6 protein-coding genes and 1 pseudogene are annotated in these 18,839 nt (G+C 65.8%); 6 read left to right on the top strand and 1 reads right to left on the bottom strand.

Annotated elements, in window-relative coordinates:
• Positions 1 to 391: 391 nt before the first annotated feature.
• The gene (locus tag NDY25_RS06645; RefSeq protein ID WP_180336491.1) at positions 392 to 625 is read right to left on the bottom strand and encodes a hypothetical protein; all 234 of its coding nucleotides are present in this window, start codon (positions 623 to 625) and stop codon (positions 392 to 394) included.
• On the opposite strand from NDY25_RS06645, the gene NDY25_RS06640 reads away from it, so the two are divergent.
• From NDY25_RS06640 to xpsF, 6 genes and pseudogenes are all read left to right on the top strand, one after another.
• Complete coding sequence (locus NDY25_RS06640; RefSeq protein WP_180336497.1) at positions 527 to 4,390, top strand: YadA-like family protein; 3,864 nt, start codon at positions 527 to 529, stop codon at positions 4,388 to 4,390. The two genes, NDY25_RS06645 and NDY25_RS06640, sit on opposite strands and share 99 nt — an antisense overlap.
• Positions 4,391 to 4,482: 92 nt before the next feature.
• Entirely contained in the window at positions 4,483 to 6,366 is a 1,884-nt protein-coding gene (locus NDY25_RS06635) for a S8 family peptidase (protein WP_168957127.1), read from the top strand.
• Positions 6,367 to 6,910: 544 nt separating this feature from the next.
• Positions 6,911 to 13,471, top strand: a complete 6,561-nt coding sequence (locus NDY25_RS06630; protein ID WP_168957126.1) for an ESPR-type extended signal peptide-containing protein — start codon at positions 6,911 to 6,913, stop codon at positions 13,469 to 13,471.
• Positions 13,472 to 13,699: 228 nt separating this feature from the next.
• Positions 13,700 to 15,579 (top strand): annotated as a pseudogene (locus NDY25_RS06625) (S8 family peptidase).
• Between the two features lie 129 nt (positions 15,580 to 15,708).
• A complete protein-coding gene (gene gspE, locus NDY25_RS06620; protein WP_168957125.1) occupies positions 15,709 to 17,436 on the top strand; it encodes a type II secretion system ATPase GspE in 1,728 nt (575 codons plus the stop codon).
• Between the two features lie 175 nt (positions 17,437 to 17,611).
• A complete protein-coding gene (xpsF, locus tag NDY25_RS06615; RefSeq protein WP_023902633.1) occupies positions 17,612 to 18,829 on the top strand; it encodes a type II secretion system protein XpsF in 1,218 nt (405 codons plus the stop codon).
• Positions 18,830 to 18,839 lie beyond the last annotated feature (10 nt).

Raw genomic sequence — 18,839 nt, 5'->3', positions numbered from 1 at the left:
TTGATAACTCCCGATCAGTGCAGCTGCAGCCGCGCGTGATCGCATCGCAGTCGGGTGCGTCGCTGCTACATTTTTTTGAATGTCGATAAGTGGTTTACTTTAAGTAACTATAAAAAATACTAGGTATTTATTTGGTGCGTTCGATGATGTCGCTTGTGTGACGTTAATCTCATCTGAATTTTTGGTTTTTCAATAAATTCATCCAACGTTATGAATCTCTGATTCACACGGTTTCCGCTGCAAATTCACGTTTCTATCGCTGATTCTTTTGCGCGGGATTTTCCCGATGCAGGAGGTAAGCGAGTGCGTTTTCGATAAACCTCAGGGGGACCGTGCGACGCAGTCGTGCGGTGGTCGGTTTCTACATACCAGGCCAATGGGGAGTAAGGCGTTAATGAAGCGAATTCAATTGAATGCCGGTGGTGAGCAGTGTGCTCATCGCCGAACGGCGCGACGTGTCTGCGATTTGATAAACCCACCCTTCAGTCGAGTGCATCTGCAAGCGAGCGGTGGGCTGGCGGCGGCGATGATGCTGGTACTCGTCGGCATGGCCGGAGTTGCCGAGGCCGCATCCCCGCAAGCGACTGCGATCACGCGCTGCACGGTGGCCGACGGTCAGCAGCATTGCGACACCAGGACTGCAACAGCGGGCGGTAATGCAGATCCCGCAGCAGCGACCACGCAGACCTCGGCCATACCGAACGCCGAGACGGATGTGCCGGCGTTCGCAGATGGTCAGGACGCCCTGGCGCTGGGCAACGCAAGCAATGCCCTGGGCGATGGAACCAGCGCGCTCGGCGGCGGAAGCCTGGCACTGGAGCGCGATGCGACGGCGATCGGGCATAACGCCTCGGCTGCAGGAGAATCGGCTACCGCCATTGGCGGCTTTGCAACGGTCTACGATTACGACGCGTCCGGTTTTGTCATCGGGCAACGCGAACAAGCCGCGCAGGCATCCGGCGTTGGCTCTACCGCCATCGGTGGTGGTGCACTGGCCAGCGATCCGTTTTCCACTGCGTTGGGCAGTGGTGCTGGTGCTGACGGTGTGCAGAGCACGGCACTGGGGTACCGCGCGCAGACGTTCGACGATGGGGCCACTGCGATCGGCGGTTTGTCCACTGCCAGTGGATTCCTCTCCAGCGCAGGCGGCTATTTGTCGCGTGCCAGCGGAGATGCGTCCACCGCTTTCGGTTATAGAGCGCGCAGCGAAGGTAGCAGCAGTATCGCGGTCGGCGATACCGCGTTGGCCAGCGGCGTGCAGAGCGTGGTGGTCGGTGGCATCAGTAACTTCGGTTCGATCACCGCCGCCACCGGAACAGGCGGCATCGCGCTGGGCGCAGGGGCGCAGAGCCAGTCCGATTATGCGATTGCCATTGGCTACGATTCCAACATCTTCCCCAATCAGCCAGGCAACACCGATTCTGTGGCGATCGGCCACAGCGCCGGCTCGTTTGCGCCGGGCACGGTGTCGCTGGGTGGGTTTTCGTTGGCGAGCGGCGATGGTTCGGTGGCGGTGGGGCACGATAGCGTGGCCTATGCCGAGAACAGCATCGCGCTGGGTGCGCGTGCCAGCACCTCGTGGTTCAACGGCAACAACACCGCGATCGGTGCGGATGCACAGACCAATGGCACCGATGCCGTGGCGATTGGTTATGGCGCACGTGTGGGTGACTGGGTCGACGATGCGTGGAATCGTTCGGCCGCCAGCGCCGTGGCGTTGGGTGCGCGTTCTTACGCGTACCGCAGCAACACGGTCTCGGTTGGCGATGTGCAGGCGGGGCTGACGCGTCAGATCACCAGCGTTGCTGCAGGCACCGAGGCCAACGATGCGGTCAATCTCGCCCAGCTCGACAGCGTGCGTGCTGTCGCCGATCGTCTCGACAGCACGCTGGCGATTGGCAAAACAGATGGGGATGAAACCGCTGCCTACGTGGACGGCCTAAATGCGATCGCGCTGGGGAGCGCAAGCAACGCGATCGGCGATGGCGCCAATGCGCTGGGCTCGGGCAGTCTGGCGCTGGGCCGCGATACCGTCGCTGTCGGGCACAACGCCAGCGCAGCCGATGCATCGGCGGTGGCAGTGGGCGGTGTCGCCTCTGTCCCGGTATTCGATGCCTCTGGCTCGATCGTGGGCGCGCAGGAACAGGCCACCCTGGCACAGGCGCGCGGTGCCGTGGCCCTGGGGAGCGGGGCGGTTGCCGCGCGCACTTTCGCCACCGCAGTCGGCACGGGGGCAGTGGCCAGTGGCGAGCAGTCGATGGCGTCGGGGTTCAGCGCGCGGGCGCAGGACGATGTTGCCACCGCTGTGGGCGCGTTCTCGACAGCGCGCGGTTCGGCGTCTTCGGCCTTCGGCTTCGGTGCGCTGGCCAACGCGAGTCTGACCACCGCGGTGGGCTTCAATGCCTCCAGCATCGGCGAGAGCAGCGTGGCCGTGGGCAGCCTGGCGGTTGCCGCCGGCGAGCGCAGTGTGACTGTCGGCGGCATGTCGCTGGTCAGCTCCACCCTGCGGCCTGCAGGCGCCCTCGGCGTCGGTGGCGTTGCCATCGGCGCAGGTGCGCGCAGCGACGGCGATTACGCCATCGCGCTGGGCTACAACGCCAACGTCTTCTCCAACGACACCAATACCGACGCGGTGGCGATCGGCCATAGCGCTGCCTCGTTTGCGCCGCGCACCGTGTCGTTGGGAACGCTGTCGTCTTCCGAGGGCGCCGAGGCGATTGCAGTCGGCTACGACGCGCGTGCCGTCTCCAGCAGAAGTATCGCGATCGGCAGTGGTGCCACGACGTCGATCTTCTCTGGCGACAATATCGCGTTGGGAACCAATGCCAGGGCCGAGGCGCCCGATGCCATCGCGATCGGGCGCGATGCCAGCGTGGGCGTGTTCATCGGCGAAACAGGCAGTGCCGCAATGGCCTTGGGCGTGCAATCGACGGCACTGGGCAACAACAGTGTGGCGATGGGCTACAACGCCTTTACCCGGCAAAGCGGCAGCAACGCGGTCGCACTCGGTGCCAATGCAGGTGCCAGTGGTGCCGATTCGGTGGCCTTGGGCGCCGGCTCGCGCACTTACGAGGCCAACGTGGTGTCGGTGGGCAACGGCAATGGCCGCGGTGGTCCTGCCACGCGTCGCATCGTCAATGTGGGTGCTGGTGCAATCGCCACCGGCAGCAGCGATGCGATCAACGGTGGGCAGTTGTTCGGTGCCTTGAGCAACGCGGCCAGCTTCCTCGGCGGTGGTGCAGCGATCGGCGCGCAAGGCGTGTTCGTTGCGCCGACCTACGTGATCCAGGGCAGTAGTTACAGCAACGTCGGTGCGGCATTGACGGCGTTGGATAGCAAGGTCAGCGAGCTGGATGCGCGTAACGCGACGGCGACAACGGGCGTTGCCGCACGTTCCTCCGCTGCGCGCGTCGCACGGGCGACAGCAACGGCGACGACGGTTGCACCAGTTGCGCAAACCCCGACAGCCGCCAGCGGTCTTGAAGATGCGGCGACAGACGATGGCGTGCAGTCGACGCTGATAGCTGCCGACGGGACGACCGACAGCGCGCTGTCATCAGCGACTGCAACGGCAAGCGTGCTTGCCGCAAGCGATGGCGTACGAGGCACGCCGACCGCAGCAGAGGTCGGCAGCATCACGCCGGCCGCAACGTCCACTGCAGTGGGCACGGCGGCCGTGGCCAACCACGTGACCGGTACTGCAATCGGCGGCAGCGCGTATGCGCATGGTCCCAACGACACTGCGATCGGCAGCAATGCACGCGTCAATGCCGATGGCAGCACGGCGGTGGGCGCCAACACGCAGATTGCGGCGGTGGCGACCAATGCGGTGGCGATGGGCGAAGGCGCGCAGGTCAGTGCGGCATCGGGCACGGCGATTGGCCAGGGCGCACGTGCCAGTGCGCAGGGTGCAGTTGCACTCGGCCAGGGCTCGGTCGCCGATCGTGCCGACACGGTGTCGGTGGGTAGCGTTGGCGGTGAGCGGCAGGTGGCCAATGTGGCGGCCGGTACGCGTGCCACCGATGCGGTCAACAGGGGGCAGCTGGACAACGGCGTTGCCGCTGCCAACAGCTACACCGACAGCCGCTACAGCGCGATGGCCGACAGCTTCGAAAGCTACCAGGGCGATATCGAAGACCGCCTGCGTCGGCAGAACCGTCGCCTGGATCGTCAGGGCGCGATGAGCTCGGCGATGTTGAACATGTCCGCCAGCGTGGCCGGTATCGCCTCGCAAAACCGCGTCGGTGCCGGCGTCGGTTTCCAGAACGGCGAGTCGGCGTTGTCGGTGGGGTATCAGCGTGCCATCAGCCCGCGCGCCACGGTGACGGTGGGCGGCGCACTCAGTGGCGACGACAGCTCGATCGGCGTGGGTGCCGGTTTCGGCTGGTAACGCGCATTGCATGCATCTCGCAGCTGCTGCGTGTGCGGCAGCTGCGCGCTCACTCATTCGTTGTTGCATTTCATCTTGAAGAGGACTTCATCGTGATTCAGAACCATCGTTCCCGGACTCTTGCCATCGCCTGCAGCGCTGTATTTTCGCTCGGTAGCGGCATTGCCGCTGCCGCCACGTTGGATTCCAGTGTGAGCGCTGCGCAACGTCAGCAAGCCATGCGCGATGCGCCGGTCGACGGCATCATCGTCAAATATCGCAGCGGCAAAGTGACTGCGCGCAGCGTTGGCAGTGCATCGGCGGCCACGATCACTGCAGCGGCATCGCGCGCGGCAGTGCAGCTGGCACCGGCGGCACGCAGCGGCAAGGCGGCCGTGCCCACGTTTGTGCGCACGTTGGCAGTGGGGAGCGAGTTGATCAAGCTGCCCGCACAACTCAGCCGCAGCGACGCCGACCGCCTGGTGCGCGAGTTGCAATCGGATCCTGCGGTGGAATATGCGCAAATCGATGCACGCGCCTATCGGTTGCAAAGCAGCGGCGGCAGCTTGCCCAACGACCCGCTGCTGGCGACCAATCAATGGCATCTCACCGATCCGGTCGGTGGCATCGATGCGCCGGCGGCCTGGGCCACTGCCCAAGGCGAGGGCGTGGTGGTGGCGGTGATCGACACCGGCATCCTGCCGGCGCATCCGGATCTTGCCGGCAATCTGCTGCAGGGCTACGACTTCATCAGCAATGCCGACACCTCGCGACGCGCCACCAATGCGCGCGTGCCGGGTGCGTTGGATTATGGCGATTGGGAAGCAACGGACGGCGAATGCGGTATTTTTTCAGCCGCTCGCGACAGTTCCTGGCACGGCACGCACGTGGCCGGCACGATTGCCGAAGCCACCGGCAACGCCATTGGCGGTGCCGGTGTTGCCTACAAGGCCAAGGTGCTGCCGGTGCGCGTTCTCGGTCATTGCGGCGGCTCGTTTTCCGACATCACCGATGCCATCGTGTGGGCATCCGGCGGGCATGTGGAGGGCGTGCCGGACAATCGCGAGCCGGCCGAAATCATCAACATTAGCCTGGGTGGATTCGGGCCCTGCGATTCGGCCATGCAGGCGGCGATCAACGGTGCGGTTTCGCGCGGCACCACCGTGGTGGTGGCGGCCGGCAACGGTGGCTCGGATGTGTCCAGCGCAGTACCGGCCAACTGCGCAAACGTGGTGTCGGTGGCGGCTACCCGCCTGACTGGTGGCCTGGCGTATTACAGCAATTTCGGCAGTTTGATCGATCTGGCTGCACCCGGCGGTGGCGCACGCGATCTGGAAACCGACACCTTGTACGACGGCCCGATCGGCAGCTGGATCTGGCAGACCGGTTACACCGGAGCAACTACGCCGACTTCCGGCCAGTTCACGTACATCGGCCCCGGATTTGCCGGCACCTCCATGGCATCGCCACACGTGGCCGGCACTGCGGCGCTGGTGCAAAGCGCGTTGATCGCCGATGGCAAGGCGCCGCTGACACCGGCGGCATTGGAGCGTTTGCTCAAGCGCAGTGCACGCGCGTTCCCGGTGCAGATACCGCTGGCCACGCCGGCCGGTAGCGGCATCGTGGATGCGGGGGCTGCCGTTGATCGCGCGCTGCGCCGTTGCGATGCGGGAGACGTGGGGTGCCAGGTGGATGCGCAACCTCTGCGTAACAGCGTGCCCGAGCGTGGGCTGTCCAACCTGGCCGGCGACAGCGGGTTGTTTACCTTCGAGGCGAGCGCGGGTGCGGTGCTGAGTTTCATCAGCTTCGGTGGCAGCGGGCAGGCAGGCTTGTATGTGGCGTTCGGGCGTGAGCCCAGCGCCACCGACAACGACGGTGCCTCCACACGCAGTGGCACCAGCCAGACCGTGCGCTTCACCGCGCCGCGCACCGGCACCTACATCCTCAAGCTCGACGGTACCGAATTCGACGGGGTGAGCCTGCTGGCGCGTCAGTGATCTGACGCATCAGGGCGTACCGGCGGCATTCCGTCATTTCCCTGGCGCAATCCAGCTGAAAAGCGGCCGGTACCGCGCCTATGTGGCACCGGTTTGCCAGCGTGGGGAGCGCTGGTCTGCCCGCTGACGCATTTCGCATCTGATTTTTGCGCAACCAAGCCTGCTGGCGACCCGCCAGCGGGCTTTTTTGTCTGCTTTGGACATGCGTATTCAGCTTAGAAATGTCTTGCGAGACATGATCTAGGTCGCTGTTTTCCAAAGATTTATCAAAAAAATAATAAAAGCAAACAGAAGCGTGATGAAAAACACACTTAACTTCGCTTTTCGTCAAAAACTTGACGCCCGATTTGAGCGCTGTTAACACTTCGCTCAGTTCTATGGTTGGGTAGCGTTCACTTTTTGACTATCCAGGGTGCAAGCGCAAGCCGCCCACCGCCGTTAGGCACATGGCGCCAATCACCAGGGGAATCGCATGGCTGGAAGGCCGTTCGATGGTGGGTGTTCGCCAACAAAACCAGTCCCAAACTTCAGGAGTCGTGCGTCGATGAATCGGATTTATCGCAAGGTTTGGAACAAAGCGTTGGGCGTGTGGGCCGTGGCATCGGAACTGGCCAGCGGTGATAGCCCGGGAGCAGTGACCACTGCCGCATTCATCGACCGCCGCCAGAGCCGTTGCCTGGTCGCCGCGATCGCTCTGGCGCTGGGTAGCGCCGGGATCGCCATTCCTCTTTCCGCGATGGCGCAGTCGGTCGAAGTCGGCGACGGTGCAGCCGCATCCGCCACCAGGACCACCGCCATCGGCAGCAACAGCCATGCAAGCGCCACCGGCGCAGTGGCAGCCGGCGCCGATAGCAGCGCCAGCGGTGTGAACAGCAGCGCGATCGGGCGCCAGACCAATGCCATCGGCGAGAACGCGGTGGCCATCGGCTACAACAGTTTCGTGCGCCAGAGCGGCGAAAACGGCGTGGCGCTCGGCGCCAATGCCGGCGTGACCGGTGCCAACTCGGTGGCGCTGGGCGCAGGCTCGCGTACCCACGAAGACGACGTGGTGTCGGTCGGCAGCGGCAATGGCGGCGGCGGCCCGGCCACGCGCCGCATCACCAATGTCAGCGCCGGCGTCAACGCCACCGACGCGGTCAACCTGGCGCAGTTGCAGGACGTGGCCGATGTGGCCGACGACACCGCAACGTTCTTCAAGGCAACCCCCGGCGAAGACAGCGTCGGCGCGTATGTCGAAGGCGACAGCGCACTGGCTGCCGGCGATGCGGCCAATGCGGTGGGCACGGCGACAACCGCGCTGGGAACCGGTGCCAATGCCGTGGCCGACAACGCCACCGCCGTGGGCGCCAATGCGCTTGCCTCCGGGCAGAACAGCGCAGCATTCGGCCACAACGCACAGGCCAATGGCCCGGGCAGCGTGGCCGTTGGCGGCGCTGCGGTGGACGAAGATGGCCAGCCGTTGATCACCAACGGCGGGGTGCCGGTGGAGACCGGCGCCACCAGTGCCGGCGTCGGCGGAACCGCAGTGGGCGCCAGCGCCAATGCCGATGGATTTGCTGCATCGTCGTTCGGCGTCGGTGCGTATGCGGCTGGTGCGCAATCCTCCGCGTTCGGTGCGGTTGCCAATGCGGCCGGCGATTACGCCACCGCGGTGGGCACGCAGACCAGCGCCAGCGGCACCAGCAGCACTGCGGTCGGCGGTCCGGTCGATTACATTCCAGGCCTGGGTTTCTTCGTGCAGACCCAAGCCAGCGGCGAAGCGTCCACCGCGCTCGGCGCCGGTGCGATCGCGTCGGGCACCTACACCACGGCGGTGGGCACGCTCAGCGAAGCCTCCGGCACCGAAGCCACAGCGGTGGGTTACTTCGCCTACGCACCTGGCGAAGGCGCCACTGCGGTCGGCCCGGAATCCTGGGCCAGCGGTGAATTGAGCACGGCGCTGGGCTATTACAGCACCGCACGCGGCGCCAACTCGGTTGCGTTGGGTGCCAACTCGGTGGCCACGCGCGCCAATACCGTGTCGGTCGGCGCGGCCGGCGATGAGCGTCAGATCACCAGCGTCGCTGCCGGCACCGAAGGCACCGATGCGGTGAATCTCGATCAGCTCACTGCCGTGTCCGAGGTTGCCGACACCACTGCGCGCACGTTCGTCGCCACGGGTGACGGCACCGCGATTGCCGAAGGCATCGACAGCGTTGCGGCCGGTTCCAACGCATCGGCAACCGGCGACTACAGCGCTGCATTCGGTTCGACCAGCTCCGCAACGGCGCAGGGCACCACTGCGATCGGTAGCGGCGCGATCGCTGCTGTCGACAATGCAACCGCGCTCGGTTTCAACAGCACTGCAGTGGCCGATTACGCCACTGCGCTCGGCGCTGACAGCAGCGCATCGGGCGAGTTCGGCACGGCGATTGGCGGCGCCAGTCTGGCAACCGGCAGCGGCGCCACCGCGCTCGGTTACGAGAGCATCGCCAACGGTGCCGACTCCACCGCGCTGGGTGCGGGGAGCGTGGCGTTTGGCGACACCAGCACCGCGGTCGGCGGAGCAAGCGTGGCGTTCGGTGAGGACAGCGCTGCGTTCGGTTCCAATGCCGCTGCCGGCGGTACCGCATCCACCGCCATTGGTGCTGGCAGCAGTGCTTTCGGTGAGCGCACCGTCGCGCTGGGCGGATCCAGCAATGCGTCGGGCGATGACAGCGTTGCGCTTGGTTCGAGCAGTCAGGCGTCTGCGCTGGGCACCACTGCGATTGGTAGCGGCGCAAATGCGAACTTCAACAACGCCACTGCGATCGGCTTCAACAGCGTTGCCAGCGATCGGTACTCCACCGCGTTGGGCGCCGACAGCACGGCGACCGGCTTCTACGGCACTGCCATCGGCGGGACCAGCGTGGCCAACGGGCGTGGCGGCACTGCGATCGGGTTTGAAAGCATCGCCAATGGTCTCGAATCCACCGCGCTGGGGTTTGCCAGCGTCGCGTGGGGCGACACCAGCACCTCGGTGGGTGCAGAAAGCACCGCGTACGGCAACCGCAGCGTTGCGCTCGGTATTACCGCCTCTGCCGGTGGTGACCTCTCCATCGCCATCGGCGACAACGCTTATACGGCCGGTGCGCGTTCGATCGCTCTCGGCTCGAACGCGGTTGGCTATGGCGATAGCACTCTGGCGATTGGCGCGGAGGCCTTCGTCGAAGGCAATCGCAGCATTGCGATCGGCGACGGTGCGCGGACCGCAGTCGACAACAGCGTTGCGCTGGGTGTTGGCGCGGTCGCCGATCGCGCCAACACGGTGTCGGTAGGCAACGCCGGTGGCGAACGTCAGATCACCAATGTTGCCGCCGGTACCGAGGGCACCGATGCGGTGAACCTGGACCAGCTCAACGCGGTCGGTGAAACCGCAGAAACCACCGCGCGTCTGTACACCGGCACCGGCGCCGGCACGGCCGATGCGCAGGGCGAAGACGCCACTGCTGCCGGTTCCAACGCCACTGCCGAGGGCGATTACAGCAGCGCGTTCGGTTCCAGCAGTCAGGCGATCGGTACCGGTGCATTGGCAGTGGGCAGCGGCGCCAGCGCCACTGCGCAGTTTGCCACTGCATCGGGCTACAACGCGGCGGCCAGCGGGTTTGGCAGCGTGTCCAGCGGTGCCTACAGCCAGGCCAGCGGCGACTATGCGGTGGCGGTGGGCGGCGAGAGCGCGGCAGCGGGTGCGCAGAGCACCGCGTTGGGTGCAGCGGCAGATGCGTCTGGCGATGGATCGCTGGCGGCCGGTGCGTTGAGCGTTGCCAATGGCAGCGAAACCACGGCACTGGGTTACTTCGCCAGCGCCAGTGGCGACTCGGCCACGGCAGTCGGCGCGGAAAGCATTGCCGATGGCACCAGCGCGGCCGCCTTCGGGTTCGGCGCCGAGGCCAGCGCCAATTACTCCACCGCACTGGGCGGCTATTCCAGCGCGACCGGTTTCAACAGCACCGCGCTGGGTAATTTCAGCACCGCCAGCGGCTCCAGCAGCGTGGCGGTGGGTGGCGATGCAACCGCATCGGGCACCTACAGTCTGGCGGCCGGCCAGGGCAGTGTGGCCAGCGGCTACAACAGCGTGTCGGTCGGTGGCGCATTGCTCGGCTTGTTGCCGACCGAGGCGTCCGGCGACTTCTCCACCGCACTCGGCGGCGCCGCATGGGCGCCGGGCCTCAACAGCACTGCGCTGGGCAATTTTGCCGAATCCACCGGCGAAAGCAGCGTGGCACTGGGCGCCGATTCGGTGGCCGATCGCGATTTCGCAGTGTCGGTGGGCAGCACCGGCAACGAGCGGCAGATCACCAACGTGGCTGCCGGTACGCAAGGCACCGATGCGGTGAATCTGGACCAGCTCACCGCAGTGGCCGAAACCGCTGAATCCACCAGCAAGTACTTCAAGGCCAGCGGCAGCGATGACAGCGACGCCGGTGCCTACGTGGAAGGCGACAACGCATTGGCTGCAGGCGAGGGCGCCAATGCCACCGGCACCGGCACCACGGCGTTGGGTGCAGGCGCGCAAGCGGTTGCCGATAACGCAACGGCGCTCGGCGTAAGCGCCTTGGCCAGCGGAATCGGCGCAGCGGCGCTTGGCAACAATGCCCAGGCGACCGGCGAAAACAGCAGCGCCATCGGCAGCAATGCCTTGGCCAGCGACATTGGCGCCACCGCAAACGGTGCCGGCGCGCAGGCGATTTCGACCTACACCACCGCACTCGGCAGCGAAGCGGTGGCCTCCGACAACCAGGCAACCGCAGTCGGTTTCCGCAGTGCTTCTTCCAATGTCGGCAGCACCGCGTTGGGCGGGTACAGCGAGTCCAGCGGCAGGCTGTCGTCGGCACTGGGCTATGGCGCGGTTGCGTCCAGCGACTACAGCACGGCAGTCGGTGCCGCAGCGCTGGCCTCTGGTGCCAGCGCCGTGGCGGTGGGTGAATTCAGCGAAGCCACCGGCGAAGAAAGCGTGGCCGTCGGTGGCAGCACGTTCTTCGGGTTCATCCCGGCGCGTGCTTCCGGCACCGGCGCTGCGGCATTCGGTGCGGGTGCGTGGGCCACGGCCGACTACACCACCGCGATCGGCTGGAATTCGTACGCCGATGGCGTCAACGCCACCGCATTGGGTCAAAGCGCCGCAGCACTGGCCGACAACACGCTGGCATTGGGTGGCGGCAGCCGTGCCGACGCGATCGGTGCCAGCGTCATCGGTGTGGACGCGTCGGCGACCGGCATCAACAGCACCGGTGTCGGTCGTCAGGTCAATGTGATTGGCGAAAATGCGGTGGCTGTGGGCTACAACGCGTTCGTGCGCCAAAGCGCGGTCAACGGTGTGGCGCTCGGTGCCAATGCCGGCGCAACCGGCGCCGATTCGGTGGCGTTGGGCTCGGGCTCGCGCACGTATGAGGCCGACACGGTGTCGATCGGCAGCGGCAATGGCCGCGGCGGTCCGGCCACGCGTCGCATCGTCAATGTCAGCGACGGCCAGGCCGCCACCGATGCGGTCAACAAGGGCCAGTTGGATTCCCTGGCCGCCGATGTGCAGACCACCAACGGCATGGTGCAAACCACCGGTGAAGGCGTGGCCTCGGCAACCGGTGATCGCAGCAGTGCGGTCGGTGCAGGTGCCAGCGCCAGCGGCGCGCGCAGCGTTGCCATTGCCTCCGGCAGCCGGGCGTCGGCGACCGGTGCCAGTGCGCTGGGTGTGGACAGCAGTGCCAGCGGCGTCAACAGCACCGCAATGGGCCGTCAGACCAATTCCATCGGCGAAAACGGCGTGGCGCTGGGCTACAACTCCTTCGTGCGCCAGAGCGGCAGCAATGCGGTGGCGCTCGGTGCCAACGCCGGTGCCAGCGGCGCCGATTCGGTGGCCTTGGGCTCCGGTTCGCGCACCTATGACGCCAATGTGGTGTCGGTGGGCAGCGGCGATGGCCGCGGTGGTCCGGCCACCCGTCGCATCGTCAATGTGGGCAGCGGCGCGATTGCTACTGCCAGCACCGATGCGATCAACGGCGGGCAGTTGTTCCAGTCGCTCAGCAATGCGGCCAGCTTCCTCGGTGGTGGTGCGGCGATCGGTGCGCAAGGCGTGTTCGTTGCGCCGACCTATGTGATTCAAGGTGCCAGCTACAACAACGTCGGTGCTGCACTGACCGCGTTGGACAGCAAGGTCAACGAGCTCGATGCACGTGGTGGCACCGCAACGGGCAGCACGGCTGCACGCACGGCGTCGCTGCGCACTGCATCGGTGCCTGCGGTTGCGGCGGCTGCGCAGATCGACGCGGTCGCTGATGTCGCAGCTGCAAGCGCAAGCGTGCAGGGCACGCCGACCGCAGCAGTGGTCGGCAGCATCACGCCGGCCGCAACGTCCACTGCAGTGGGCACGGCGGCCGTGGCCAACCACGTGACCGGTACTGCAATCGGCGGCAGCGCGTATGCGCATGGTCCCAACGACACTGCGATCGGCAGCAATGCACGCGTCAATGCCGATGGCAGCACGGCGGTGGGAGCCAACACGCAGATTGCGGCGGTGGCGACCAATGCGGTGGCGATGGGCGAAGGCGCGCAGGTCAGTGCGGCATCGGGCACGGCGATTGGCCAGGGCGCACGTGCCAGTGCGCAGGGTGCAGTTGCACTCGGCCAGGGCTCGGTTGCCGATCGTGCCGACACGGTGTCGGTGGGCAGCGTTGGCGGCGAGCGTCAGGTGGCCAATGTGGCGGCCGGTACGCGTGCCACCGATGCGGTCAACAGGGGGCAGCTGGACAACGGCGTTGCCGCGGCCAACAGCTACACCGACAGCCGCTACAGCGCGATGGCCGACAGCTTCGAAAGCTACCAGGGCGATATCGAAGACCGCCTGCGTCGGCAGAACCGTCGCCTGGATCGTCAGGGCGCGATGAGCTCGGCGATGTTGAACATGTCCGCCAGCGTGGCCGGTATCGCCTCGCAAAACCGCGTCGGTGCCGGCGTCGGTTTCCAGAACGGCGAGTCGGCGTTGTCGGTGGGGTATCAGCGTGCCATCAGCCCGCGCGCCACGGTGACGGTGGGCGGCGCACTCAGTGGCGACGACAGCTCGATCGGCGTGGGTGCCGGTTTCGGCTGGTAACGCGCTGCTGCATGAAACGCAGCGGCGCCGAGTTGCGCCGCTGCGGTAGAGCAAGGCCTGAGGGGGCGGGTAAGGACCGTGGCTGGGCCGGCCAACGGATTCGCATGGAGTGATGGCCGTACCAGGAGTGGCTGACGAAACGCAGCGTGCCGTGCGCGGTTGCGCAGCAGTTTCGAGTGTCGTTCCAAGCCTGACTTGACTGACGAAACACACGAAGAGGACTTCACCGTGATCGACAAGAATTTCCGTTTCAACCCGCTTGCTGGGGCCATCCTGATGATGGCTCTCGGTGCTTCGGGCACCCTCGCTGCCGCCCCCAACTGCTGGTCAAGGAACCGACTCAGGCAGCAGCGGATGGCGCTGCGTTCAGTAGCCGGTTGATCGTGCGCTACAAGGACAACACGGCCGCCGCAACCGATCGCGCCAGCAAGCTCGGCGCGGTGCAGGCTGCGGTCGGCCGCGTCGGTGCCAGCAGTGGTGCGCGCGCCACTGCCGCCGCCAAGGCGACATATGTGCGCAAGCTCGGCATCGGTTCGGACCTGATCAAGCTGTCCAGCACGTTGACCCCCGCGCAAGTGGACAAGGTGGTGGCCGAGCTCAAGAGCGACCCGTCGGTAGTCGACGTGCAGATCGATCGCATGCTGCGCCCGGTCGAGATCAAGAAGACCCGCGCAGCGACCGACGTGACTCCGCAGCTGGTTCCCAACGACCCGCTGTACGCGCAGTACCAGTGGCACCTGAGCAACCCCAACGGCGGCATCAACGCGCCGGCCGCATGGGACCTCTCGCAGGGTGCAGGCGTGGTGGTGGCGGTGCTGGATACCGGCATCCTGCCGGGCCATCCGGATTTTGCCGGTAACCTGCTGCAGGGTTACGACTTCATCACCGACGCCGAAGTCTCGCGTCGCCCGACCGACGCCCGCGTGCCCGGCGCGCTGGATTACGGCGACTGGGAAGAAGCCGACAACGTCTGCTACGACGGCTCGGTGGCACAGGAAAGCTCCTGGCACGGTACCCATGTCTCGGGAACCGTGGCCGAGGCGACCAATAACGGCGTAGGTATGGCTGGCGTGGCGCCGAAGGCGACCATCCTGCCGGTGCGCGTGCTCGGCCGTTGCGGCGGCTACACCTCCGACATCGCCGATGCGATCGTGTGGGCCTCGGGCGGTGCGGTGGATGGCGTGCCGGCCAACACCAACCCGGCCGAAGTCATCAACATGAGCCTGGGCGGCGGCGAACCCTGCGATCCGGCCACCCAGGTGGCGATCAACGGCGCGGTGTCGCGCGGCACCACCGTGGTGGTGGCGGCCGGCAACAGCGGCGAAGATGCGGCCAACCATTCGCCGGCCAGCTGCAACAACACGATCACCGTGGGCGCCACGCGCATCACCGGCGGCATCACCTACTACTCCAACTACGGCAGCAAGGTCGACTTGTCGGGTCCGGGTGGCGGCGGCAGCGTGGACGGCAATCCGGGTGGCTACATCTGGCAGGCCGGCTACACCGGTGCGACCACGCCGACCTCGGGTACCTATACCTATATGGGTCTGGGTGGCACCTCGATGGCGTCCCCGCACGTGGCCGGCGTCGTGGCGCTGGTGCAGAGCGCGTCGATCGGTCTGGGCGATGGCCCGCTGACCCCGGCCGCGGTGGAAACCCTGCTCAAGCAGACCAGCCGTCGCTTCCCGGTGACCCCGCCGGCCAGCACCCCGATCGGCAGCGGCATCGTCGATGCCAAGGCCGCGCTGGAAGCGGTGCTGGTGGAACCCTGCGACCCGGCCACCGAGAGCTGCGCACCGACCGCCATCGCGCTGACCAACAAGGCGCCGTTGGCTGGGCTGAGCGGCGCTGCCGGCAGCTCCACGCTGTACAGCTTCGACGCCAAGGCCGGCGCGGTGCTCAGCTTCATGACCTACGGCGGCACCGGTGATGTGTCGGTGTATGTCAGCTTCGAAGCCGAGCCCACCGCTACCTCCTACGATGCCAAGTCGACCCGCCCGGGCAACAGCGAAACCGTGCGTTTCACTGCACCCAAGGCAGGCGCCTACTACATCAAGCTGGTCGGTGCGAAGGACTACGCGAAGCTGACGCTCGTTGCACGACAGTAAGCGGTGAAATAGTGTGACCGATGCCCCCGGCCAATCACCGGGGGCATTGTTTTTCAGGGCGATTCAGATGGGTGCGGTTGATCGTCGCGGCAAACTGCTACAGTCGGCGCCGAACCAGTGGAGACGAGTGTGAACGCGGTTGCCGTCGATCCAATTGAGCATCGAAGTGCGGAGACGCGCATCGTCGAAGCATTGCTTGAACGCCGTCGTCTGAAGGACACCGATCTGCTGCGCGCGCGCCAGTTGCAGACCGAATCCGGCATGGGCCTGCTGGCCTTGCTGGGCCGTCTGGGCCTGGTGTCCGAACGCGATCATGCAGAGACCTGCGCCGACGTGCTGGGCCTGCCGCTGGTGGACGCACGCCAACTCGGCGATACCCCGCCGGAAATGCTGCCCGAAGTGCAGGGCCTGTCGCTGCGTTTTCTCAAACAATTTCATCTGTGCCCGGTGGGCGAACGCGATGGCCGGCTGGATCTGTGGATCGCCGATCCGTACGACGATTACGCGATCGATGCGGTGCGCCTTGCGACCGGATTCCCGCTGTTTCTGCAGGTCGGGTTGCGCTCTGAAATCGACGATCTGATCGAGCGCTGGTATGGCCAGGGCCGCAGCGCGATGGGCACCATCGTGGAAACTGCCGATGGCGATGCCAACAGCAGCGACGACATCGAAGCGCTGCGCGATCTGGCCTCCGAAGCGCCAGTGATCCGGCTGGTGAATCTGGTGATCCAGCACGCAGTGGAACTGCGCGCCTCCGACATCCATATCGAACCGTTCGAAAGCCGGCTCAAGGTGCGTTACCGCGTGGACGGTGTGCTGGTGGAAGGCGAAAGCCCGCCGGCCAAACTCACTGCCGCGGTGATCAGCCGCGTCAAGATCATGGCCAAGCTCAACATCGCCGAACGCCGGCTGCCGCAGGACGGCCGCATCATGCTGCGCGTGCAGGGCAAGGAGCTGGATCTGCGCGTCAGCACCGTGCCTACCGCGCATGGCGAAAGCGTGGTGATGCGTCTGCTCGATCGCGAAACAGTGGTGTTCGACTTCTACAAGCTGGGCTTTACCGAAGATTTTCTGCCGCAGTTCCGCAAGGTGCTCGAGCAACCGCACGGCATCATGCTGGTGACCGGCCCGACCGGCTCGGGCAAGACCACCACGCTGTACACCGCGTTGAGCCAGCTCAACACCTCGGACGTGAAAATCATCACTGTCGAAGACCCGGTGGAATACCAGATCGAAGGCATCAACCAGATCCAGGCCAAGCCGCAGATCGGGCTGGATTTCGCCAATGCGCTGCGCAGCATCGTGCGTCAGGATCCGGACATCATCATGATCGGCGAAATGCGCGATCTGGAAACCGCGCGCATCGCGATCCAGTCCGCGCTCACCGGCCATCTGGTGTTGTCCACGCTGCACACCAACAACGCGGCCGGCGGCATCACCCGCCTGCTCGACATGGGCGTGGAAGACTACCTGCTCACCTCCACCATCAACGGCATCCTGGCGCAGCGCCTGGTACGCAAACTCGACCTGCCCAATGCCGAACGCTACCTGGCATCGCCGGAGGAGGTTGAGCGTTTCAACCTGCGCCGCCTGCAGCCGGAGGGCGAGATTTACCTGTATCGCCCGCGTGCCTCGGCAGCGGCGCCGACCGGCTATCTTGGCCGCACCACCATCGTCGAATTCCTGGTGATGAACGACGAGCTGCGGCGCGCGGTGATGCGCCGCGCCGGCATGGGCGAGATCGAACAACTGGCCCGCAAGGCCGGCATGCGCACCATGTACGAAGACGGCCTGTCCAAGGCCTTGCGCGGCGAAACCACCATCGAAGAAGTGCTGCGCGTGACGGAGGATGCGTGAGAGTCAACGGAGCCACAACGAGCATCGGATGCTCAGGATCGGAGGATAAGCAGGGCAAGGTCCCGGCAACGCGTCGCGCACGCGCACAGGTGCGCCCACTCGCGCCAACGCAGCGCGGCATCGCGCTTTTCCCGATTCCCGATTCCCGAATCCCGAATCCCGGCCTTCCAGCCTGATGCCCCTGTACCGCTACAAGGCGCTCGACGCGCACGGCGAAATGCTCGATGGCCAGATGGAAGCGGCCAGCGATGCAGAAGTGGTGCTGCGTCTGCAGGAGCAAGGCCATCTGCCGGTGGAAACGCGTCTGGCCACCGGCGAAAGCGACTCGCCGTCGCTGCGCATGCTGTTGCGCAAGAAGCCGTTCGACAACGCCGCGCTGGTGCAATTCACCCAGCAGCTGTCCACGCTGATCGGTGCCGGCCAGCCGCTGGATCGTGCGCTGTCGATCCTGATGGATCTGCCCGAAGACGAAAAAAGCCGGCGCGTGATCGGCGATGTGCGCGACACCGTGCGTGGCGGCGCGCCGCTGTCCTCGGCACTGGAACGCCAGCATGGGCTGTTCTCCAAGCTCTACATCAACATGGTGCGCGCGGGCGAAGCCGGCGGCAGCATGCAGGACACCCTACAACGCCTGGCCGATTATCTGGAGCGCAGCCGTGCGCTGCGCGGCAAGGTGATCAATGCGCTGATCTATCCGGCGATTCTGCTGGCGGTGGTCGGCTGTGCGTTGCTGTTCCTGCTCGGTTATGTGGTGCCGCAGTTTGCGCAGATGTACGAAAGCCTGGATGTGGCCTTGCCGTGGTTCACGCAAGCCGTTTTGAGCGTGGGCCTGCTGGTGCGCGACTGGTGGGTGGTGCTGATCGTGGTGCCGGGCGTGCTCGGGCTGTGGCTGGATCGCAAGCGGCGCAATGCGGCGTTTCGTGCCGCGCTGGACGAATGGCTGCTGCGGCAGAAAGTCGTCGGCAGCCTGATCGCACGCCTGGAAACCGCGCGGCTGACGCGCACGCTGGGCACCTTGCTGCGCAACGGCGTGCCGCTGCTGGCCGCGATCGGCATCGCGCGCAATGTCATGTCGAATCTGGCGCTGGTCGAAGATGTCGACGCCGCTGCCGACGACGTCAAGAACGGCCATGGCCTGGCGATGTCGCTGGCACGCGGCAAGCGCTTCCCGCGGCTGGCCCTGCAGATGATTCAGGTGGGCGAAGAGTCCGGCGCGTTGGATACCATGCTGCTCAAGACCGCCGACACCTTCGAGCTGGAAACCGCGCAAGCCATCGACCGCGCACTGGCCGCCTTGGTGCCGCTGATCACGCTGGTGTTGGCCTCGGTGGTGGGGCTTGTCATCATCTCGGTGCTGGTGCCGCTGTATGACCTGACCAATGCCATCGGATAACGTGGCGGTG

It is taken from the genome of Xanthomonas hortorum pv. pelargonii (genome assembly GCF_024499015.1).
GTDB lineage: Bacteria > Pseudomonadota > Gammaproteobacteria > Xanthomonadales > Xanthomonadaceae > Xanthomonas > Xanthomonas hortorum_B.
Note: the sequence above shows the minus strand (reverse complement) of the source record. Positions and strands in the feature narration are given on the sequence as shown.

Coding starts and splice junctions, on each gene's coding strand:
- NDY25_RS06640 (WP_180336497.1), top strand. CDS start 527: ATGATGCTGGTACTCGTCGGCATGGCCGGAGTTGCCGAGGCCGCATCC.
- NDY25_RS06645 (WP_180336491.1), bottom strand. CDS start 625: ATGCTGCTGACCGTCGGCCACCGTGCAGCGCGTGATCGCAGTCGCTTG.
- NDY25_RS06630 (WP_168957126.1), top strand. CDS start 6,911: ATGAATCGGATTTATCGCAAGGTTTGGAACAAAGCGTTGGGCGTGTGG.
- xpsF (WP_023902633.1), top strand. CDS start 17,612: ATGCCCCTGTACCGCTACAAGGCGCTCGACGCGCACGGCGAAATGCTC.